This is a genomic window from Bacillus cereus group sp. N12, assembly GCF_016483575.1.
Classification (GTDB): domain Bacteria; phylum Bacillota; class Bacilli; order Bacillales; family Bacillaceae_G; genus Bacillus_A; species Bacillus_A toyonensis.
In genome coordinates this window covers 1-22616 of record NZ_JAEHBO010000082.1, presented here as the reverse complement: position 1 = coordinate 22616, position 22616 = coordinate 1, and the positions used below count along the sequence as shown (strand labels likewise).

Here is a 22616-nt window from a genome sequence, read left to right as displayed (position 1 = left end):
ACCATGTCGTTGCTGGAGCAAATCGTATTGAAGTAAGTCTAAGTGACGGTAAGAAGGTCCCAGGGAAAGTATTAGGAACCGATGTAGTCACAGATTTAGCTGTACTAGAAATAGATGCGAAGCATGTGAAAAAAATAATTGAGATTGGCGATTCTAATAAAGTTCGTCGAGGAGAACCGGTCATTGCGATTGGAAATCCACTCGGACTGCAATTTTCGGGGACCGTTACACAAGGCATTATTTCAGCTAACGAGCGTATTGTTCCTGTAGACTTAGACCAAGATGGTCATTACGATTGGCAAGTAGAAGTATTACAAACAGATGCAGCGATTAATCCAGGTAATAGTGGTGGTGCACTTGTAAATGCGGCAGGACAATTAGTTGGTATTAACTCAATGAAAATTGCTGCAAAAGAAGTGGAAGGAATCGGATTAGCTATTCCGGTTACTAGAGCCGTTCCGATTATGAATGAACTTGAGAAGTACGGGAAAGTAAGAAGACCTTATGTTGGAATTGAACTTAGATCATTAAATGAGATTCCGAATTATTATTGGTCCAAAACATTACATTTACCAGGCAATGTAGCAGAGGGAGTTTGCATTTTAGATGTGAAAAGTCCTTCACCAGGCGCGGATGCTGGTTTGCGAGAACATGATGTTATTGTAGCGGTAGATGGAAAACCAGTAAACGATATTATTGGGTTCCGTACGGCCTTATATGATAAAAAAATTAATGATAAAATGACTCTTACGTTTTATCGTGGTACAAAAAGAGCAACAACAACGGTGAAATTAGGCATTCAAAAATATTAAAAACAGGAGGGCCTACCTCCTGTTTTCTATTGTAGAAAAGTGAGGTGAAGAATATGAATTTACCTTGTTGTTTAGAACATGTTGAATTAGCGTTAGATATTATTGTTGATGAATGTGAAGTTGCACCGGTTATCAACAATGTGGATAACTCAGAAAAAGAGAAAAAAACATGTGAATTTTGTCAAAATGAGGCGACATATGTTGTATCGAACACAGATTCTCACACAATATGTGGGTAACATTTGTGGATATGTGGATAAGTTATGTGGATAACATGTTTGTAAGGTGGGGAATAAATGTGAATATCTCGATTATTTCAATCGGAAAATTAAAGGAAAAGTATTTAAAACAAGGTATAGCAGAATATTTAAAACGATTATCTGCGTACGCAAAAGTAGAAGTAATTGAATTGCCAGATGAAAAAGCACCAGAAAATTTAAGTGAAGCAGAAATGTTAATTGTAAAAGAAAAAGAAGGTATACGTATACTGGATAAAATTTCTGATGATACGCACGTGATCGCATTAGCGATAGAAGGAAAACAAAAGTCATCAGAAGAATTTGCAGTAAGCCTAGATCGTCTTGCTACATATGGAAAGAGTAAAGTTGCCTTTGTAATTGGTGGATCACTTGGACTAAGTTCAGAAGTAATGAAGCGTTCCAATGAATCTCTTTCTTTTTCAAAAATGACATTACCACACCAATTAATGCGATTAGTATTGCTTGAGCAAGTGTATAGAGCGTTTCGTATTAATCGTGGTGAACCATATCATAAGTAAATTTCCATTTGTATATAAAAAGAGTAAAAAAGACCATTGGATAAAAATCACCGATGGTCTTTTAAACATTAATAGGTGGTATGCAGATTTCCTAAAATAAGTATGTTTCTATTTCTAAAAAAGTATGCTGTAATATGAAGAGGAAAAAATTATAAGTAGTCAGAGAAGTGAGGAATTAAAGGTGAAGAAGTTTAAGAAGTTTTACTTAGAGATTACAAGTGTATGTAATCTTGCGTGCAGCTTTTGTCCGCCGACGGAAAGGCAGAAGCAATTCATTTCTGTGGAGGATTTTGCTAAAAGATTAGACCAAATTAAACCTCACACAGACTACATTTATTTGCACGTGAAGGGTGAGCCGTTGCTCCATCCAAAAATAGATCAACTGCTAGATTTAAGCCATGAAAAAGGATTTAAAGTTAATATTACAACGAACGGAACGTTAATTAATAAGAGAAGGCATAGACTGTTAAATAAGCCTGCTCTAAGACAAATGAACTTTTCCCTGCACAGTTTTGATGGACATCCAGGTTCGCAAGATAAAGAGGGCTATGTAAGAAGTATACTTGCCTTCATTAGGGAAGCAACAAGTCAATCAGATTTAATTGTTTCGCTAAGGTTATGGAATTTAACTCAGGATAATAAGACAAATGCTGAAATCCAGAAAAATAGAGAGCTATTATCCATAATTGAAAATGAGTTTGATCTGCCTTATCAAATTGAAGAGAAGCTTACACCAGGAAAAGGTATAAAAATTGCGGAACGTGTCTTTATTAATCAAGATTATGAATTTCAATGGCCGGCATTGCATGAAGAAGAGGATGATGGAAAAGGATTCTGTCATGGTCTTCGAAATCAAGCGGGTATTTTAGCAAATGGAACGGTTATTCCTTGCTGTTTAGACGGTGAAGGGATTATTAATCTTGGGAATATTAATAATGATTCATTTTCTAACATTATAGAAGGTGAAAGAGCAACAAACATTGTCGATGGATTTTCGAAAAGAGTTGCAGTCGAAGAGTTATGTAGGAAATGTGGATACCGTAAAAGGTTTGGAAAGTAAATATGAAATAAGCCCTCATAAAGAAGCGAGGGCTTATTTTTTTATCCCGCATTAACGGGCAGTAAGATCCCCACCTCAAAATTCAGCGGAAGCAAAGAAGTTAGGTAGGGAATCAACTGCCCGTAAAAGCCCGATTGGTTCAACTAATAATCAGTGGGGGATGGACACCCCCCACTGATTAAAGTTTCACTTTATTCTTGATAAGAACGCTCTAATTCATCAATTAAGGAGCCAACGTAAGAAACAGCTTTACGGATTGCATCTGGTTTTGACATATCTACTCCGGCATGTTTCATTAATTCAAGTGGTTTCATTGTACCACCAGCGCGAAGTACATCTAACCAGCGATCAACGGAGGGCTGCCCTTCTTCTTTAATCATTTGGGCTACTGCGGTAGATGCAGTTAGACCTGCGGAATACGTGTAAGAATATAAGCCCATGTAATAATGAGGTTGGCGCATCCAAGTTAAGCCGGCACCTTCATCGATTTCTACAGAATCCCCCCAGAATGTAGAAAGGACATTTGTTTTTATTTCGGTTAAACTTTTAGCTGTAAGTGCTTGTCCTTCTTCTGCTAGAGTATATACTCTTCGTTGGTATTCGCCCTCAAGTAAGTGAGTAACAAAGTTATGATAATATGTGCCAAGTAGTTGTAGAATGACCCATCTGCGCATTCTCTTATCGTTAGTTGTTGCAAGTAAATGTTGGGCTAGTAATAATTCATTCATTGTTGATGGTGCTTCAACAAAGTACATAGATGGACGTACATTCATAATGCGCTGGTTTTTATTTGCTAAATAAAAATGCCCAGCATGACCAAATTCATGTGCTAATGTGAAGCATCCGCGCATCGTATTTTGCCATGTAATTAAAATATATGGATGAGAACCATATGGACTTGAACAAAATGCTCCTGTTGATTTGCCTACATTATCTGCAAGATCTACCCATCTTTCTTTGAAGCCTTTTTCGATAATGGAACTATATTCATCTCCTAATACTTTTAAAGAATCTTGAATGAGTTTGCCTGCTTCTTCGTAAGTAATTGCTGGATTAAATTCAGGATCTAAAGGTGCATGTAAGTCGCAGAAAAGCATTTGATCGAGTCCTAATACTTTCTTTTTTAAATCTGCAAAACGGCGCATATGAGGCGCTAATTCTTTATAAATAATATCAAGTTGATTGTTATACATTTCAAGTGGAACTTTTTGCGGCTCTAAAAGCATATGAGTAACGGATTCATATTTGCGTAAACGAGAAAGTGTCACTTGTTTTTTTACTTCAGTAGCATATGTTGTGGCAACTGTATTTTTATATCGCTTCAAAGTGGAAACAAACGATTCATATGCTTTTCTACGTATGTATGCGCTTGGAGAGAATTCATAATTGCTTTCAAATAATGCAAATGACAAAGGGAATTCGTTTCCTTGTTCGTCTTGTATAGGATTGAAACCCATATCGGCCAATTTAGTCATGCCGTAAATTTTGTATGGAGAACTATGAACTTCGCCAAGTGCAGCAAGTGCTTCTTCTGTTTCAGGTGAAAGAGTGTGCTGCCTTTTGCTCAGCACTTCTAGTAATGATTTACGAAAAGGGTTGAGTTTTATCTCCTCAATTAAATATTTTTCAATCGTGCCTTCTTCAAATGAGAGAATTTCATTATGAATAAAGGCTAGTACTGTATGTACTTTCGTTCCTAGAGCAGAAACTTTGGAAGAGTTCGCTTGAATAACTGGATCTGTCCGATCAGCAGATTCTTTTAGGTTTGCATATGAGCTCAGTTTTGTTAATTTCATTAAAAGCTCTTCCTCTATAAGTAAGCAATTTAGTAAAGTAGTGGAGCTAGTATGCAAGCGTCCTTTAAATGCATCAAGTTTCTGTATATCATTTTCTAATACGTTTAATGCAGCGTGCCACTCGGCATCAGATTTATACAAATCAGAAAGATCCCATGTTAGTTCAGTAGGAACTTCTGCGCGAATAAGACGATTTTCAATTACATTTTTCATTTATTATAGCCCCCTTATTTTAAGTATTTAAAAATATGATACTAGAAAATTCAGTAAAATAAAAATATTTAACGGTTTTATACATAAAAAAGAAGGACAGGCATACACATGCTTGTCCTTCGAGCTGAATATAAGAATTAATATACTTTATCACCGTTGAAAATAGAGTTTTTCACGACAACATAATCTACAGTACGAATAGCATCTAATTTTGTTCCACCAGCGTAAGAGATAGAAGATTGAAGATCTTGTTCCATTTCGATTAAAGTGTCTTCTAAAGAACCTTTATGCTCCACGAACATTTTCTTACCTTCAACGTTTTTCTTCTCACCTTTTTGGAATTCAGAAGCTGAACCGAAGTATTCTTTATAAAGCTTTCCATCTTTTTCGATTGTTTCCCCTGGAGACTCTTCATGACCAGCGAATAGAGAACCGACCATAACCATAGTTGCCCCAAATCGAATAGATTTAGCTACATCACCGTGTGTACGAATACCACCGTCAGCAATAATCGGCTTACTTGCAGCTTTTGCACACCAGCGAAGTGCAGCTAACTGCCAACCACCAGTTCCAAAGCCTGTTTTAATTTTAGTAATACAAACTTTACCGGGTCCAATACCAACTTTTGTTGCGTCAGCGCCAGCGTGTTCTAATTCTCTTACCGCTTCTGGAGTTCCAACGTTTCCAGCGATAACAAAGCTTTCTGGTAAATGTTTTTTAATATGTTGAATCATGTTGATCACAGCATTAGAGTGACCGTGTGCGATATCGATTGTAATGTATTCAGGTGAAAGTTGCTCAGCGGCTAATTGTTGTACGAATTCGTATTCGTCTTCTTTAACACCAACGCTGATTGAAGCAATTAATCCACGTGATTGCATATCTCTAATGAATGAGATTCGTTTCTCTGGTTGGAAACGATGCATGATATAGAAGTAATTATTTTCAGCTAAATAAGTTGCGATTCTTTCATCTATAATCGTTTGCATATTTGCAGGTACGACAGGTAATTTAAATTTATGTTTTCCTAAAGTGACAGTTGTATCACATTCAGATCGACTGTTTACAATACATTTTGCAGGAATTAATTGAATATCTTCATAGTCAAATACGTTTTCCATCGTTTACACCCCTAAAATACGAATATTTTATTTGTTTCGTTTGAAAATGTTCGTCCAAAGGATAATTTACATTATTTTCACTAATAAGTCAAAGGTTTTAATGTTTATATAAAAAAATTAAGTTGATTTAAGTCTACTGTAGGTTTATATCGTCAAAATTTGTTTTAACATAACATGATTTAATGTAAAATTATGTGTGGTATAGGAAAAATCAAATATGTAAATTTAGGAGAGCTGTTAATGAAACGATTAGTGTATATGGACTGGTTGCGTGTGTTAGCGACAATCGCAGTAGTTACAATTCATGTCTCCGCTGGTTATGTTTCCACATTGGATGCAAATAACGTTTCGCGTTGGTTGTCTGGGAATCTTTTTGAGTCACTTTCACGCGCTAGCGTTCCAATCTTTGTGATGATTAGTGGAGCTTTATTATTAAAGGGTACGAAAGATATTTCTATTGGAGAATTTATACAGAAACGTGCAAGTAAGGTAATTATACCTTTTGTAGCTTGGAGTGTTTTATTTTATTTATACGGAGCTTATGCAGGATATTTCCCACGTTCTATAAAACAGGGGATAAAATATTTTCTAACAGATAGTATTGGTGGACATTTATGGTTCATGTACATGATTGTAGGGATATACTTAATTACACCTTTACTGAAAATTTTTGTGAAGAATGCTCAAAAGAAAGAGATAGAGTATTTTTTAATTTTATGGTTATATGCATCTGTTGTCGTTAATTTGGCAAAATATTATTATCCTATCAACTTTAATATTGAATTATTTTACGTTACAAATTATGTAGGCTATTTCCTGCTTGGTTATTATTTATCCAATTATGATATTGTGAAAAAGTGGAGGAATTTTGCTTACATTGGAGGAATTGTAGGATTTATTATTACATTCTTTGTTACATATTATTATACAGTTCAGGCAAACGGACAATTGGATCAGTTTTGGTATGGATACTTTTCTCCAGGTGTTGTACTTATGGCAATTAGCTTATTTGTATTTTTTAAATATTCTTTCGGAAATTCAGAAAAAAAATTACCATTTGTATTACGCGGTATAAATCAAGCGAGCCTTGGTATTTATATCCTTCACTTTTTCTTATTAAATAACTATCTGTACAGAGTATTTCCAAAGGTGAATGAACATGCACATGCAATATTGGCAATACCTATTAATGTAACAATCACAATTGTTCTTAGTATGGTAATTACTTTAGTATTGCAAAGAATACCAGTTGTAAAAAAATTAGTTCCATAAAAGATGAATACAATTTAGAGGGGCAGACTTATAATTAAGGCTGTCCTTTATTATTTAAGAATTATACGTAGATAAATTGAAACTTAAATGAATTGAAAACATTGATTTAATATAGTATCTTGGTATAATTTGACGTTAGATATGGAGAGTATAGTTATTTAAATATAAAATTCAAATGAGGTTAGTATATGAGTAAAAAAGAATTTAGTAATTATGCATTAAGTAAAGAAATAATACGAGCACTTACTGGTTTAGGATATGAACATCCAACAGAAGTGCAAGGAGAGGTTATTCCAGTTGCATTGAAAAAGAAGGATCTTGTTGTAAAATCGCAAACTGGAAGTGGAAAAACAGCTTCATTCGGTATTCCACTTTGTGAAATGGTGGAATGGGAAGAGAATAAGCCACAAGCATTAGTTTTGACGCCGACGAGAGAACTTGCTGTTCAAGTGAAAGAAGATATTACGAATATAGGCCGCTTCAAAAGAATTAAGGCTGCGGCCGTTTATGGTAAGTCTCCATTTGCACGTCAAAAATTAGAGTTAAAACAAAAGACACATATCGTAGTGGGGACTCCTGGCCGTGTGTTAGATCATATTGAAAAAGGTACCCTTTCTTTAGAATGTCTGAAGTATTTAGTCATTGATGAAGCAGATGAAATGCTAAATATGGGCTTTATTGATCAAGTAGAGGCAATTATTGATGAATTACCTACACAGCGAATGACAATGCTATTTTCGGCAACACTTCCAGAAGATGTTGAAAAGTTATCCCGTACGTATATGGATTCGCCAACGCATATTGAAATTAAGGCTGCCGGGATTACCACAGAAAAAATTGAACATACACTTTTTGAGACGAGAGAAGAGGAGAAGCTTTCACTTCTTAAAGATGTAACAACAATTGAGAATCCAGATAGTTGTATTATTTTTTGCCGTACACAAGAAAATGTAGATCACGTATTTAGACAGTTAAACCGTGTTAACTATCCTTGTGACAAAATACATGGTGGTATGGTGCAAGAAGATCGTTTTGAAGTTATGGACGATTTTAGAAAAGGAAAGTTCCGTTATTTAGTAGCAACAGACGTAGCTGCTAGAGGAATTGATATTGATAATATTACACATGTTATTAACTATGATATTCCGTTAGAAAAAGAAAGTTATGTACATCGTACGGGAAGAACGGGACGAGCTGGCAATAAAGGAAAAGCTATTACATTCATAACTCCGTATGAAAATAGATTTTTAGAAGAAATTGAGGCGTACATCGGCTTTGAAATTCCAAAGGCATATGCACCTTCAAAAGAAGAGGTTATGAAAGGGAAGGCAGTATTTGAGGAAAAAATACATGCTAAACCAATTATAAAGAAAGATAAAAGTGCAGACTTAAACAAAGGGATTATGAAGCTGTACTTTAATGGTGGGAAGAAAAAGAAAATTAGAGCGGTAGATTTTGTTGGCACAATTGCTAAAATTAAAGGTGTTACAGCAGAAGATATAGGAATTATTACGATACAGGACAATGTTTCTTACGTTGAAATATTAAATGGAAAAGGACCAATTGTTTTAAAGACCATGAAAACTACAACGATTAAAGGGAAACAATTAAAAGTCCATGAAGCAATTAAGTAAATAAAAAAACTATCCACTGTAACAGGTGGATAGTTTTTTTATTTACGATTCTTTTAAATCGTCCACTAACTTCTCTGCCAATCGTCTGTACATATTACTCATCGTCACGAAGGATGTTAGTAATAAAAACTTTTCTAGCTTTTGATCTTCTAAGGAGGAAATCTCATTTACTTCCCTAATACGGTTATTTACGTCCTGGTTAAAGGTTTCCACATTGGTTTCAGTAAGAGCAAGATAATCTTTATAGAGAGTATTTAATTCGAATGTATCATCGTTTAGTAAAGGTACATTTATATTTTCTAAGGAGCTTTTTATGTCATTAATGGAAAGGGCTCCTTTTAATTGGTAAATCAAGCTAATTAAAATCATATGCTCTTTTGAATACTTTTTATTTTTAATAGGGATGAATAGTTTCCCTTTTGCGTAATTGTTAATCATTGTTTTTGTTAATACTTTTTCATCATCAGTTCTTGTTGTATTCGCATAAGTATTCTCAAATAGTTGAACAACTTGGTCTACATATAAGTCGACATTTGGGATATCCTCAAGTTTAATATTTTTTTCTAAATGTAATGATTCAAGTAATTTATTTATATTTTCCACGTAAAACCCCTCACTTTTATAACTTAGTGGAACTGAATGTTTAGTATATCTTTAAATATGGTATTACGAAACAAGTGAATTGTAAATGTTGACTAGTATAAATAATGCGTATATAATTACATGTAGTTATTGAAACTACATGTAATTATATGAGGGGTGTTTATATGAATGCTTATGTAAGAGAACCGGTTAATGCATTTACTCACTTAGGAGGAGCTGTATTAGCATTTATTGCATTATTAGCTATGCTTGTGAAAGTTTCTGTTAAGATGCCATCTTTTGCTGCAATTACAGCTGTTATTTTATTCGGTATTGGGATGATGGTCCTTTATATGGCATCAGCTGTGTATCATAGTGTTGTAGCCAGTGAACGTGTTATTTATTTCTTTAGGAAGTTAGATCATTCTATGATTTTTATATTAATTGCAGGTACATATGCACCCTTTTGCTTAATTACATTAAGTTCGGCAAATGGTTTACTACTATTTTGTTTGGTTTATGCAACTGCGATTTGTGGTATTGTTTTTAAAATGTTTTGGTTTAATTGCCCAAGATGGTTATCGACAGGAATTTATCTTCTGATGGGTTGGTTAATTGTTCTATTCTTTGTACCGCTAGCTGAGAATTTAAGTACAGGAGGTATCCTTTTCTTAATACTTGGAGGTATTTTTTATACAATTGGTGGGTTTATTTATGGTGCTAAGCCAAAATGGTTGGAGTTTAAATATATGGGACATCATGAAATTTTTCATGTTTTCGTATTATTAGGAAGCCTGGCACACTTTTTAAGTGTATATTGTTACGTAATTTAACAAATCAGAACGTTTGGATAGCTTTTACTAAAATTTTTGGGTAATAAAAAATGATATAGAAAAATATAGATGTTGAAGAGCTACATAACTTAAAGGTTATGTAGCTTTTTATATAAAAGAAAATTTAAAATATTTAGAATTTATATCTTGGAATATGATAGGATAGATGTGTATTGAGATTATAAAATTTTATAATTGATGATAAGTGGGGGACTATATATATGGCGATACTTATAACGGGTGGAGCAGGATATATTGGTAGTCATACGTGTATAGAATTATTAAATAATAATTATAAAATTATAGTCGTAGATAATCTTTCAAATAGTTCAATAGAGTCTTTAAACCGAGTAAAAGAAATAACAGGGAAACAATTTAAATTTTATAATGAAAGTGTTTTAAATCGTGAAAAAATGAATGAGATTTTTTTGGGAAATAACATTGAAGCAGTTATTCATTTTGCTGGCTTCAAAGCAGTTGGGGAATCTACTACAATTCCGCTTACATATTATTATAATAATATTATAAGTACGATTATATTATGTGATGTAATGCAAAAACATAATGTGAAAAAATTTATTTTTAGTTCGTCTGCAACTGTATATGGAATTCCAAAAACATCACCAATTACGGAAGAATTTCCATTAAGCGTGACAAATCCATATGGGCAAACAAAGTTAATGATAGAGCAAATTATGCGTGATGTTGCAAAAGCTGATGGTGAATGGAGTATCGCGTTACTTCGTTATTTCAACCCATTTGGGGCGCATCAAAGTGGTCGTATTGGAGAAGATCCAAATGGGATTCCTAATAATTTAATGCCATATGTAACACAAGTAGCAGTAGGCAAGTTAAAGGAATTAAATATATTTGGAAATGACTATCCAACAAAAGACGGGACAGGTGTTCGTGATTATATTCACGTTGTTGACCTTGCAAAAGGACATGTAAAGGCACTTGAGAAAGTGCTTGAAACTACAGGAATAGATGCATATAACCTTGGTACAGGGAAAGGGTATAGTGTATTGGAGATGGTTAATGCTTTTGAGAAGGTTTCGGGCAAAAAAATACCTTATAAAATTATCGGGCGTCGTCCTGGGGACGTAGCGATATGTTTTGCTGATGTATCTAAAGCGAAGCGAGAATTAGGATGGGAAGCGGAATATGGATTAGAAGAAATGTGTTTAGATTCTTGGAGATGGCAGGTAAATAATAAAAATGGCTATCAAATGATTTAAGGAGGATACTTTATTTTTATTGTATTTATGTATAATAAAGGAACCAAAGGTCAGTAATAGTTTTCGTTGAGGAAAAGAAAATGAAAGAGAGTATTACTGACCATAGCACTTCAATAGGAATTTAATCTATTGAATGCTTTTATAAATTGGTGATTTGGAAAGAGAACTTAATGAATTCGAACAAGTTGTTTATGATATACGGTATTACCTTCTTGGCTTGCGTATGGCGGTATGCTTCGTCCAAAACAATTTGCGATAATATGGGAGTGGCTAGGATAAGAAATACGAATTTCATACAAGTCAACAGCGTCACCTAAATTAGCATAAAAAACTGCTAAGTTGTTCCCTTGTAAAATATATGGAAATACTACTTCCGCATTTTCACCAATTAGTACAGGTAATTTTACAGGATTAGAATAGTTAGACCAATCCCAAACCTCTATACTTACATAGTGTGCGTAAAATGCATCTAAATTTACAATGTTTACTACTGCTGAAACAGTTGCAGGCTCTCTTGTTAATACACCTGTGGAGTGAAAAACAGGTTGATTTGGATAATGAAGAGGCATAAATATCAAACCTTCCTTAAAATGATATGATTGTACTATATTTTATGCTAGGCATTAGTAGAATGAGATAGGGAAAATGTATCATTCTATTCATTTTTTATAGAAATTAAAAACGTATGATTGAAAAGTATTCCAACACTTGTATCCTTGTTAGAGTCCGTTTATAATCAAGGAATCCTATTGCATATTTTGATAGGTTTATTTATTATTGAAAGCGTTTTAAGTTTGCTCTTTTTTAAGGTAGGAAGTCTGACTTATTCAGATGAAAAACTATGTATGTAGTTTTAAATGGGAAGAAAAATAATATAGGTATCACTTTAAAGTGTGGGGAGGTTAAAAGTGTGAAAAGATAAGATTTTCACACGAATATATATGGGTTATGTAGGATTATTACTTTCAGGTGCAGCTTTATTTTTAAATAGTCTTGTTATATTAGGAAAAGCAGAGATGAAAAGCGCAGGTGTTTTTAATTTATTTGTGGGGGCATTACAAATTATCATTCCGTTCTATTTGATTATGATTTCTGATCAAAGTAATTGGACGGTATATTCATATGCAGCTACCTTTTTATTTGGATTAACTTATTTATATGTAGGTGTTACTTTTATAAAGGGAATGGATAGTAGTGGTCTAGGATGGTTCTGTATTTGGGTAGCGATTATTGCTTTATTCTATATGGTCGTTTCATTTGTTCAATTCAACGATGTTGTTAATGCGTTAACATGGTTTATGTGGGCATTACTTTGGTATTTATTCTTTGTATTAAATACACAAAAAAAGAATATCAATCAATATCTTGGAAGAATTGCTTTCGTACAATCATGGGTAACATTGACACTGCCTTCACTCTTTTATTTTATGGGAGTTTGGGGAGAGGGATTTGTATATGAACTATGGGTTTATGTATCAGTAATTTCTATTTTATATTTCTGTTATTGTATTTTTAAATATCGAGTACGTTAATGCGTCATATGTAGAAAAAACATGGAATCGTTAAACTGATTCCATGTTTTTTTATTTTAGCATTTATAATAAGGGAGGTAGTATTTTACAATTTATGAAAACGGGGATGATGAAGGTGAAAAAAGTATTGGTACTAGGGGGAACAAGATTTTTTGGTAAACATTTAGTAGAAGTACTGTTGCAAGTTGGACATGATGTAACGATTGCGACGAGGGGAGTTACTAAAGATTCCTTTGGAAGTGCAGTAAAAAGAATCATCGTAGATAGAGAAGACGAAAAAGAACTAGCAAAGCGTTTAGAAGGTAAAAGTTATGATATTGTATACGATAATTTATGCTATAGCTCAAATGCAGCGAAGAGAGCATGTGAAGTGTTAAAAGGAAAAACTAAGAAGTATATTATGACATCTTCAATGGCTGTCTATGAGCCTGCGCTAGGTCTGTTAGAAGAGGACTTTAATCCATATGAGTATGCAATCACGTATGGAGATAGGAATGATTTTAATTATAGTGAAGGTAAGAGATTAGCTGAGGCAGTTGTATTTCAACATGCAGCATTCCCAGTTGTTGCAGTGCGTTTTCCAGTTGTTATTGGAGAAAATGATTATACGAAAAGATTACAATTTTACGTTGAACATGTTGTGAAACAAGAGCCTATCGTTGTGGATCATGTAGATGGAGATTTGGCATTTATACATGAGAAAGAAGCAGGAGAGTTTTTAGCTTGGTGTGGGATGAAAAACATAGAAGGGCCGATTAATGCTTGTAGCAACGGGGTAGTTTCTACCAGAGAAGTTATTCGTTTCATAGAAGAAAATACGGGGATAAAAGCTCTCATTCAAGAAGTAGGAGATAATAAAGCGCCTTATAATGAAGTAATTAATTGTACGTTATATAATGAAAAGGCTCGTGAATTGGGATTTCCATTCCGAGAGTTGAAACTAGAAATGAAAAATATTTTACGCCATTACATAAATACAATGAAGTAATCATAAATCCCCCGGTGGCAATCCGGGGGATTCTGGAGGATTTCGACAATACTGATTTTACATTACCAAATTTACCTTATACGCACGACTAATGTTTTTGTGATTGAATTGCTTGTAAATATTTCTCGTTTACCCGGTCCCAGTTCACTGTATGCCACCAGTTGGTAACAAACTCTGGGCGCCGATTTTGATACTTTAAATAATAGGCATGTTCCCATACATCAATGACGAGTAACGGGATCTTCCCTTCTTGCAAAGGTGTATCTTGATTCGGTGTACTCATAACAGAAAGTTCTTCACCGTCAAGAACAAGCCATCCATATCCACTTCCAAAACGACTAATGGCCGCTTTGGACAGTTGGTCTTTTAAGTTGTCAAAGGTATTGAAATAATAATCAATTCCTTTTGCAACGTCTCCATTAGGCTCGCCGCCACCTCGAGGGCTCATCACTTCCCAAAAAAGACTATGACAATAATGACCACCACCGTTATTTCTAACTGCTGTAATAATTTCCATTGGTAAATCATCCAAATTACATAGTAACTCTTCTAAAGATTTATTATGTAATTCAGTATAGTTTTCTAAAGCAGCATTTAAATTGTTTACATATGTCGCATGGTGCTTTCCGTGATGAATAGAAAGTGTATTGCTATCAAGATATGGCTCTAATTCATCATAGTCATATGAAAGCTTTGGCAATTGAAATGAAGACATAATATTACCTCCTTTCTAGTTTAAAAGTTGGTCTAGGTAAAAATATTTTACCTGAGTCAAAAATACACTTATTTTTCATAGAAGTCAAGAGAGATTTCTATAATTTTCTGAAAATATTACAATAAAAGTAACACTTTCACTTTCGTTTGTGACTATTATCCTTTTTGCTTATACTGTAAATTAGTAGCGTTTGTTGAAATAGAAGGAGATTGTTTATGAGTAAAACGAAACAATTAATAGAGGAAGCGAGTAATTTTATTACTACTTGCTATAAAGAGCTTAATAAAGAGCAATTCATAGAAGAGCGTATAAAAGAAATTCACATGGAAATAGAGAGAACGGGAACGTATGAGCATACATTTGAAGAACTTGTTCATGGTTCGCGAATGGCATGGCGTAATAGTAATAGATGTATTGGAAGGTTATTCTGGAGTAAGATGCACATATTAGATGCACGTGAAGTGAATGATGAAGAAGGTGTATATAATGCGTTAATTCATCACATTAAATATGCAACGAACGACGGGAAAGTTAAACCGACAATTACAATTTTTAAGCAATATGAAAGTGAAGAAAATAATATACGAATTTATAATCATCAATTAATTCGATATGCAGGATATAAAACAGAAATGGGAGTAATCGGTGATTCTCATTCCGCTACATTTACGGATTTTTGTCAGGAACTTGGCTGGCAAGGAGAAGGTACGAATTTTGATGTATTACCGCTTGTATTTTCTGTTGATGGAAAAGAGCCTATATATAAAGAAATTCCAAAAGAAGAAGTAAAAGAAGTACCAATTGAGCATCCAGATTACCCAATCTCATCTTTAGAAGTGAAATGGTATGGAGTGCCGATGATTTCAGATATGCGTTTAGAGATTGGTGGTATTTCTTATACGGCAGCTCCGTTTAATGGATGGTATATGGGGACGGAAATTGGAGCTCGGAACTTAGCTGATCAGGATCGTTATAATTTACTTCCAGCAGTTGCAGAAATGATGAATTTAGATACATCAAGAAATAGCACGTTATGGAAAGACAAGGCATTAATTGAGTTGAACATTGCTGTATTATATTCATTTAAAAAACAAGGAATTAGTATTGTTGACCACCATACTGCTGCACAACAATTTCAGCAATTTGAGAAGCAAGAAGCTGCCTGTGGTCGCGTTGTAACAGGAAATTGGGTATGGTTAATACCGCCATTATCGCCAGCTGCCACTCATATTTATCATAAACCGTATCCGAATGATATTTTGAAGCCAAATTTCTTTCATAAATAATATTTAGTATAGGGGGATTTCCTGTAAAATATAAAATTTTTTTAATTACTGTTATGTAGCAAATGGAAGCCTTTACTCTCGGTTATTTTTGGCAGGAGCTTTTTGAACCAGGGAGTTCCTTATGTTATAATCAAATTTCTGTTTCGAAGACCTTATAGACATATAAGGTCTTTTGTTTTGCTTTTTTATGTAAGAGGAATAGAATGTTTCTTTTAAATAAGGGATTTAGCATATTTTTAGGGACAACATAAGTATGTGGAAAATTGATGAATTATTATATTTATATAGTAATTGTGTTTTGGATTTAAACAAGAAAACATAATAAAGTTGTTTTTTTAGATTGCTGAGGAAGGAGGATGTGTAAATGAGGATGAAGAATCAAAAAACAGATTGGCCTGTATTTCTTATTAGTGGTGGTTCGCTTTTATTATTTGTAATCGCAGTTTTCTTAAATAAAGGTTATGTAGAGGGAGCTATTAATCGCAGTTTTGCATTTTCAATTAAGTACTTCGGGGCTTTTTGGCAGATTTTATTGTTAGGTACATTTATTGTTGCGATGTGTATGGCATTCTCGAAATATGGGAAGGTCAAACTAGGTAATTTAGAAAAACCTGAGATTAGTACGGCGAAGTGGCTTGCTATTATTATGTCTACACTACTTGCCGGAGGTGGCGTTTTTTGGGCAGCGGCAGAGCCAATGTACCATTTGATGACGGTGCCACCGATACATGAAGGTATATCTGCTGGAACGAAAGAAGCAGTCATGCCTGCTTTAGCACAAAGTTATATGCATTGGGGATTTTTAGCTTGGACGATTTTAGGTACAATTAGTGCGGTAGTTATGATGTATGGACATTATCATAAAGGTATGCCGTTAAAACCTCGTACGCTTTTATATCCTATTTTTGGAGAGAAATTGCGAAAGAGTTTGCTTGGAACGATGATTGATGCATTTGCAATTATTGCAGTAGCTGCAGGAACAATTGGTCCGATCGGATTTTTAGGCTTACAAGCAAGTTATGGCTTACAAGCATTATTCGGAATTTCCGACGTGTTTACTACTCAATTAGCAATTATTATTTGTGTGGTAGCTGTTTCTACTATATCTGCGGTAACGGGTATTGATAAAGGGATTCAAATAATAAGTGATTTAAATGTTAAACTAGCGATTTTATTGATGGTGTTTGTGTTATTCTTTGGACCAGGTGGATTTATTATTGATTCATTTGTTTCTTCGTTTGGGTTTTATATAAATGAGTTTATACCAATGAGCACATACCGCGGGGGTACAGGTTGGTTAGGATCTTGGACAATCTTTTTCTGGGGATGGTTTATTGGATATGGACCAATGATGGCAATTTTAGTGAGTCGAATTTCAAGAGGAAGAACGATTCGCGAAATCATCGTTGCAATTGGAATTATTGCACCTATTATTACAACGTTCTGGTTCACTATATTGGGGGGATCGGGTGTATTTTATGAATTAATGAAGCCTGGATCTATATCGAACGCTTTAAGTGAATCTGGTATGCCAGCAGCTATGATTGCAATTACAGAGCAACTGCCACTATCTAATATTATTGGACCGGCATTTCTTTTATTAACAATTTTATTTGTAGTAACAACAGGAGATTCAATGGCTTATTCCATTTCAATGGCAGTGACTGGAGATGGAGATCCTAGAATTAGCTTGCGAATTTTTTGGTCGCTTATTATGGGAGCAGTTGCAGCAATTCTTTTATATATGGGAGAAGGAAGCATTAATGCATTACAATCTTTCATTGTAGTGACAGCTGTTCCGGTATCAATTTTGTTATTCCCGATGCTGTGGCTGGCACCTAAAGTTGCAGGAGAATTAGCATTGAAGCAAGGCATTGTACAAGAAAAAGATAAAACTGCTTTCTTATTCCAGAAAGCTAGTAAATCAAAATAAATGATAAATAAACACTGAAAAGAGGAAGCATTTTAAATGAAATGCTTCCTCTTTTTCGTTTAGTCTAATACTTTTCCCTTTGTTTCTGGCACACATAATAACATTGTAATTAATCCGATTGGATAGATGATGAAAATTAAGGATAATGCTCCAAGTAAATTTCCGCCTGTAGCGAGTAAACCGATAATAACAGGGCCAAATCCAGCTAAACCACGTCCTGTACCGAAAATAAAGTTTTCCGCTGTAGAGCGAGCTTCGGCGGGATAGTTTTCAGCTAAAATGGCTCCGAATCCGCCCATCATTCCATTTGCAAAGAATCCGAGCAATGCACTTCCCCATAATAATAATGTTGAATCTGTGAATAGGAAGAAGTAAATAAGACAGTATATAGTACCACCGATATAATAGATTGCAAAAGTTTTACGACGACCAATTTTATCAGCCAGAATACCAAAGGTTGCAATTCCAATGAGCATGCCAATCGTAGAGATGAACATCCAACCGCTCGCCTTTGCTAATGTATAGTTATATTTATTTGCTAAAATAGTTGGCATCCATGTGAAAATCCCATAATATCCGAAGTTCTGGATAAACGACATAATAATAAGACCAATTGTTGTTATTGTTACTTTTTTATTTGCAAATAACTTTTTAAGTGGGAATTTTTTTATTTGTTTTAGATGTTCTGCTTCAGTAGTTGTTAAAATACCATCAGCTTCTTTTTGTAACAATTCCTTTTTGTATCGTTGTTTTTGCTCCCATATTTTCGGTTCACTTAAACTTTTACGTACATAAACAGCTAGTAAAGCTGGAATTAGTCCGAATAAGAAAACAGCTCTCCATCCAAAATGCGGGACAATAAATGCTGGAAGAAGTGAAGCTACTAAAACACCAAATTGCCATCCAAGTGCAACGACCGATGTTGCCTTAGCACGCATTTCTTTTGACCATGTTTCAGTTACGATGGCCATTCCAATTCCGAATTCACCACCAACTCCCATTCCAACTAAAAAGCGAAGAATTAATAATTGCCAGTAATCTGTTGCGAAATAAATGAGTGCTGTTGCTAGTGAAAATAGTAAGATGGTGAAGGCCATTGTACGGATACGACCAAATAAATCAGCGATAAACCCAAATAAATAAGAACCAATTAGCATACCAATTGTCGTAGCTAATGTTAAGTTTCCACCTTCAACAGGGCTTAAATGAAACTCTTTTAAAATATAAACGAGTACGAAAGATAAGAGCAGCATATCTAAACCTTCTGCGGCGTATCCTAGTGCAGAACCAAACAGTGTTTTATATCTTTTCTCTTTCGTCTCCTCTGTTGTTTGTACATCAGTGGTGATGTTCATTATTATTCCTCCTTATTTTCTTCTACAGTCGCTATGGAAGAATAACAAAAGGCCTTCTCACCTGATATGATGAGAAGGCCAAAAAAGCATACGTATCTCTAAAAAAGAACATACGTATATTGTATTCCGACTTCCTTCTCAACCTCACGGGGTTGGGTTAAAGGACTGTATGATATTACTTTATTTTTAGCACTCTTCTATTACATTGTCAAATAAAGAGGAGATTTCCATGTGTAAAATATTTCAAAAAGCATTTCATTCTTCTTGACGCCTACTTCGTTATTTTCCCATAATAAAACTAACTAAATAAAAAGGAATGAATCAAAGATGTTAAATTTAGTACTCATGATGATTGAACGCGTCGGACTTATCGTTATTTTAGGATTTTTACTCTCTCATATTAAAACATTTAGGCGCCTTCTCCATAGGCAGGACGGATATGTAGATAAGCTTAAGCTTATTTGTATTTTTTCTGTGTTTACAATTGTAAGCAATTACACTGGTATTGAAATAGCAGGAAATACGATTATGAATGAAAATTGGCTACAAGGTGTTTCTTCATCAAGTACCATTGCGAATACACGTATTATGGGTGTGGGTATTAGTGGTTTACTTGGTGGACCAATCGTAGGAGTTGGGGTAGGAGTTATCGCTGGTATTCATCGTTATATGCTCGGTGGTACGACAGCGCTAAGTTGTGCAATTTCTTCTATTTTAGCAGGGATTATAACAGGTTATATCGGATACATTTTCAAAAAATATAACCGTACAATTACACCTAAGTTTTCAGCAATTTTAAGTGTTGTTATCGCTTCTTTAGAAATGATTATGATTCTATTAATTGTAGAGGATGGAATTAGTATTGTGAAAACAATTGCGATACCAATGATCCTTGTAAATAGTTTTGGAAGTTTTATTTTACTTTCTATGATACAAGCTATTTTGCGTCAGGAAGAGAACGCAAAGGCACTTCAGACCCATAAGGTATTACGTATTGCTGATAAAACGTTACCGTATTTTCGCCAAGGCTTAACAGAAGAATCGTGTAAGCATGTGGCACAAATTATTCACCGCTTTACAGGAACAGATGCGGTATCCTTAACAGATACAGAGAAAATATTAGCTCATGTTGGATTAGCATCAGATCACCATATTCCTTCACATAGTTTGATAACTGGTTTATCGAAAGAAGTGTTAAACACAGGGAAAATAATGAAAGCAAAATCACGTGAGGTTATTAATTGTCAACATGAAGGTTGTCCCTTGCAAGCGGCGATCGTTATTCCACTCACTTCACATGGAAATACGATAGGGACATTAAAACTGTATTTCAAAAATCCTAACCAGTTAAGTCGTGTGGAAGAGGAATTAGCAGAAGGGTTGGCAAAAATATTCTCTACACAACTTGAATTAGGTGAAGCTGAATTGCAAAGCAAATTATTGCAAGATGCGGAGATAAAAGCATTACAAGCACAAATTAACCCGCACTTTTTATTTAATGCGATTAATACAGTATCAGCTTTATGCCGAACCGATGTAGAAAAAGCAAGGAAGTTATTATTACAGCTTAGTGTGTATTTCCGCTGTAATTTGCAAGGGGCACGTCAGTTATTGATTCCACTAGAACAAGAATTAAACCATGTACAGGCATACTTATCACTAGAACAAGCAAGGTTCCCAAATAAGTATGGAGTAAAGCTGTATATTGAGGAAGAGCTAAAGACAACTCTAGTACCACCATTTGTTCTTCAATTATTGGTTGAAAATGCATTGCGGCACGCTTTTCCAAAGAAACAACCAGTATGCGAAGTAGAAGTGCATGTGTTTGAAAGAGAAGGTATGGTTCACTTTGAAGTGAAGGATAATGGGCAGGGAATTGAGATAGAACGTTTAGAACAATTAGGGAAAATGGTAGTTTCATCAAAGAAAGGGACTGGAACAGCTTTATATAATATTAATGAACGTCTAGTCGGTTTATTTGGGAAAGACACGATGCTTCATATTCAAAGTGAATTAAATAAGGGGACGGAGGTTACCTTTATAATTCCAAAAAAAGTAGGGGAGGAAGAACGGGTTGTTAAAAGTATTAGTAGTTGATGATGAGATGTTAGCACGTGATGAGCTAAAATATTTATTAGAAAGAACGAAAGAAGTTGAGATAATTGGTGAGGCTGATTGTGTGGAAGACGCATTAGAGGAACTAATGAACCATAAACCAGATATTGTATTTCTGGATATTCAATTATCCGATGATAATGGATTTGAAATCGCAAATATATTAAAAAAGATGAAAAATCCTCCTGCGATTGTATTTGCAACGGCCTATGATCAATACGCATTACAAGCATTTGAAGTAGATGCGTTAGATTATATTTTAAAACCATTCGATGAAGAACGCATTGTACAGACGTTGAAGAAATATAAAAAGCAAAAACAAGCGAAAATAGAAACGAAGCAAGAAATAAAGGGGACAGATGTAACAGCAGAGATGCATAAATTAGCACTGCCAATTGAGGAATCAATCGTACTTGTAAATATTGAAGATATTATATATGTAGGACTCGTAGATGGGAAAGTAACAGTAAAAACAATGAGAGAAACATATGTAACACACGATACACTTGTAATTTTGGAAAAGAAGTTAACACAAACAAGTTTTATGCGTGTTCATCGTAGTTTTATTGCAAATATTAATCATATTACAGAAGTGCAGCCGTGGTTCAATTCTACTTATAATTTAATTATGAAAGAAGGATCAAAAGTACCTGTTAGCCGTACATATGCAAAAGAACTTAAAAAGCTGCTTCGTATTTAAGAAGCAGCTTTTGTATTTCATCCTCTTATTTTTGTAACTGATTCTGTATATGTGACGCTCTGTTTTGTAAACGCTTACTAAAACGTGTACATCTTATACAATAAAGGTACCAAATCGAAAGAGGTGGCCAAAATGAGTAAGAAAAAAGTATATAGTTTTTTATCACAAGCATTCATATTCTCAGCTATTATGTTAATTTCTAATATTATTGCAACACATTTACCAATTCCGATGCCTTCATCGGTAATCGGGTTAGTCATTTTATTTAGTCTATTATGCTTAAAAGTTATTAAATTAGAGCAGGTTGAATCACTCGGAACAGCTTTAACAGGTATTATCGGATTCCTTTTCGTCCCATCAGGTATTTCAGTTATTAATTCTCTTGGTGTAATGGGACAATATTTTGTACAAATACTAACTGTAATTGTTGTCGCAACAATTATTTTACTCGCTGTAACAGGGTTATTTGCACAATTTATTTTAGGAAAAGATGACAAAGAAACAAAAGATACAAAAGAATTGAAAGTAGTCAATAAAGGACGCAAGCACGGAAAAGTTGCGTAACCATTTTAGTATATATTGTTAGGGGGTAATGAACATGGCAAGTACAATGACTCCATATTTCGGAATCGTCGTTTCATTAATCGCATACG

21 protein-coding genes are annotated in these 22616 nt (G+C 34.4%); 15 read left to right on the top strand and 6 right to left on the bottom strand.

The features are described 5' to 3' along the window. The 4 genes from JDS92_RS25305 to JDS92_RS25290 form a co-directional block, all read left to right on the top strand. Nucleotides 1–812: S1C family serine protease (locus tag JDS92_RS25305; RefSeq protein WP_199632700.1), on the top strand; the 812-nt coding region annotated here is incomplete at its 5' end. Nucleotides 813–865: 53 nt separating this feature from the next. Continuing rightward, a complete protein-coding gene (locus JDS92_RS25300) occupies nt 866–1051 on the top strand; it encodes a CxxH/CxxC protein (RefSeq protein WP_001052827.1) in 186 nt (61 codons plus the stop codon). Between the two features lie 59 nt (nt 1052–1110). Further along, nucleotides 1111–1590, top strand: a complete 480-nt coding sequence (gene rlmH / locus JDS92_RS25295) for a 23S rRNA (pseudouridine(1915)-N(3))-methyltransferase RlmH (RefSeq protein WP_001027003.1) — start codon at nt 1111–1113, stop codon at nt 1588–1590. 181 nt (nt 1591–1771) lie between these two features. Further along, the gene (locus tag JDS92_RS25290; protein ID WP_000713626.1) at nt 1772–2650 is read left to right on the top strand and encodes a radical SAM/SPASM domain-containing protein; all 879 of its coding nucleotides are present in this window, start codon (nt 1772–1774) and stop codon (nt 2648–2650) included. Nucleotides 2651–2841: 191 nt separating this feature from the next. Here JDS92_RS25290 and pepF read toward each other — a convergent pair whose 3' ends face one another. After that, nucleotides 2842–4659, bottom strand: coding sequence for an oligoendopeptidase F (gene pepF / locus JDS92_RS25285; protein ID WP_199632699.1), 1818 nt, complete (start codon nt 4657–4659; stop codon nt 2842–2844). 137 nt (nt 4660–4796) lie between these two features. Continuing rightward, on the bottom strand, nt 4797–5780 hold the full coding sequence (guaC, locus tag JDS92_RS25280; protein WP_000432439.1) for a GMP reductase: 984 nt from the start codon (nt 5778–5780) through the stop codon (nt 4797–4799). Between the two features lie 240 nt (nt 5781–6020). Here guaC and JDS92_RS25275 point away from each other — a divergent pair, with 240 nt between their 5' ends. Both JDS92_RS25275 and JDS92_RS25270 read left to right on the top strand, forming a co-directional pair. Beyond that, complete coding sequence (locus JDS92_RS25275) at nt 6021–7052, top strand: acyltransferase (RefSeq protein ID WP_000827024.1); 1032 nt, start codon at nt 6021–6023, stop codon at nt 7050–7052. Between the two features lie 188 nt (nt 7053–7240). Beyond that, nucleotides 7241–8686, top strand: a complete 1446-nt coding sequence (locus JDS92_RS25270) for a DEAD/DEAH box helicase (RefSeq protein WP_097958152.1) — start codon at nt 7241–7243, stop codon at nt 8684–8686. A gap of 42 nt (nt 8687–8728) precedes the next feature. Here the strand turns inward: JDS92_RS25270 and JDS92_RS25265 are convergent, their stop codons facing one another. After that, nucleotides 8729–9289: a DUF1836 domain-containing protein gene (locus tag JDS92_RS25265; protein WP_098911327.1), complete on the bottom strand. Its 561-nt coding sequence runs from the start codon at nt 9287–9289 to the stop codon at nt 8729–8731. Nucleotides 9290–9453: 164 nt separating this feature from the next. On the opposite strand from JDS92_RS25265, the gene trhA reads away from it, so the two are divergent. Then, entirely contained in the window at nt 9454–10101 is a 648-nt protein-coding gene (gene trhA / locus JDS92_RS25260; RefSeq protein ID WP_000995372.1) for a PAQR family membrane homeostasis protein TrhA, read from the top strand. A gap of 221 nt (nt 10102–10322) precedes the next feature. Continuing rightward, complete coding sequence (galE, locus tag JDS92_RS25255; RefSeq protein WP_000996156.1) at nt 10323–11339, top strand: UDP-glucose 4-epimerase GalE; 1017 nt, start codon at nt 10323–10325, stop codon at nt 11337–11339. 167 nt (nt 11340–11506) lie between these two features. Here the strand turns inward: galE and JDS92_RS25250 are convergent, their stop codons facing one another. Then, the gene (locus tag JDS92_RS25250; protein ID WP_087969750.1) at nt 11507–11908 is read right to left on the bottom strand and encodes a hypothetical protein; all 402 of its coding nucleotides are present in this window, start codon (nt 11906–11908) and stop codon (nt 11507–11509) included. A 372-nt stretch (nt 11909–12280) separates the two neighbouring features. On the opposite strand from JDS92_RS25250, the gene JDS92_RS25245 reads away from it, so the two are divergent. Further along, entirely contained in the window at nt 12281–12871 is a 591-nt protein-coding gene (locus JDS92_RS25245; RefSeq protein ID WP_000542573.1) for an AmiS/UreI family transporter, read from the top strand. A gap of 94 nt (nt 12872–12965) precedes the next feature. Beyond that, on the top strand, nt 12966–13859 hold the full coding sequence (locus JDS92_RS25240; protein ID WP_199632698.1) for an NAD-dependent epimerase/dehydratase family protein: 894 nt from the start codon (nt 12966–12968) through the stop codon (nt 13857–13859). Between the two features lie 88 nt (nt 13860–13947). On the opposite strand, the gene sodA is transcribed toward JDS92_RS25240, so the two are convergent. Next, a complete protein-coding gene (gene sodA, locus JDS92_RS25235) occupies nt 13948–14574 on the bottom strand; it encodes a superoxide dismutase [Mn] (protein ID WP_199632697.1) in 627 nt (208 codons plus the stop codon). A gap of 215 nt (nt 14575–14789) precedes the next feature. Here sodA and JDS92_RS25230 point away from each other — a divergent pair, with 215 nt between their 5' ends. Then, the gene (locus JDS92_RS25230) at nt 14790–15860 is read left to right on the top strand and encodes a nitric oxide synthase oxygenase (protein ID WP_000047638.1); all 1071 of its coding nucleotides are present in this window, start codon (nt 14790–14792) and stop codon (nt 15858–15860) included. 364 nt (nt 15861–16224) lie between these two features. Then, complete coding sequence (locus JDS92_RS25225) at nt 16225–17793, top strand: BCCT family transporter (protein ID WP_199632696.1); 1569 nt, start codon at nt 16225–16227, stop codon at nt 17791–17793. Between the two features lie 59 nt (nt 17794–17852). On the opposite strand, the gene JDS92_RS25220 is transcribed toward JDS92_RS25225, so the two are convergent. Then, the gene (locus JDS92_RS25220; protein ID WP_001028013.1) at nt 17853–19148 is read right to left on the bottom strand and encodes an MFS transporter; all 1296 of its coding nucleotides are present in this window, start codon (nt 19146–19148) and stop codon (nt 17853–17855) included. 327 nt (nt 19149–19475) lie between these two features. Here JDS92_RS25220 and lytS point away from each other — a divergent pair, with 327 nt between their 5' ends. From lytS to lrgA, 3 genes are all read left to right on the top strand, one after another. Beyond that, entirely contained in the window at nt 19476–21245 is a 1770-nt protein-coding gene (gene lytS / locus JDS92_RS25215) for a two-component system sensor histidine kinase LytS (RefSeq protein WP_199632695.1), read from the top strand. Then, nucleotides 21223–21963, top strand: a complete 741-nt coding sequence (locus tag JDS92_RS25210) for a LytR/AlgR family response regulator transcription factor (protein ID WP_097958154.1) — start codon at nt 21223–21225, stop codon at nt 21961–21963. Before lytS ends, JDS92_RS25210 begins: the two co-directional genes overlap by 23 nt. A 132-nt stretch (nt 21964–22095) precedes the next feature. Further along, on the top strand, nt 22096–22527 hold the full coding sequence (lrgA, locus tag JDS92_RS25205) for an antiholin-like murein hydrolase modulator LrgA (protein ID WP_087969748.1): 432 nt from the start codon (nt 22096–22098) through the stop codon (nt 22525–22527). Nucleotides 22528–22616 lie beyond the last annotated feature (89 nt).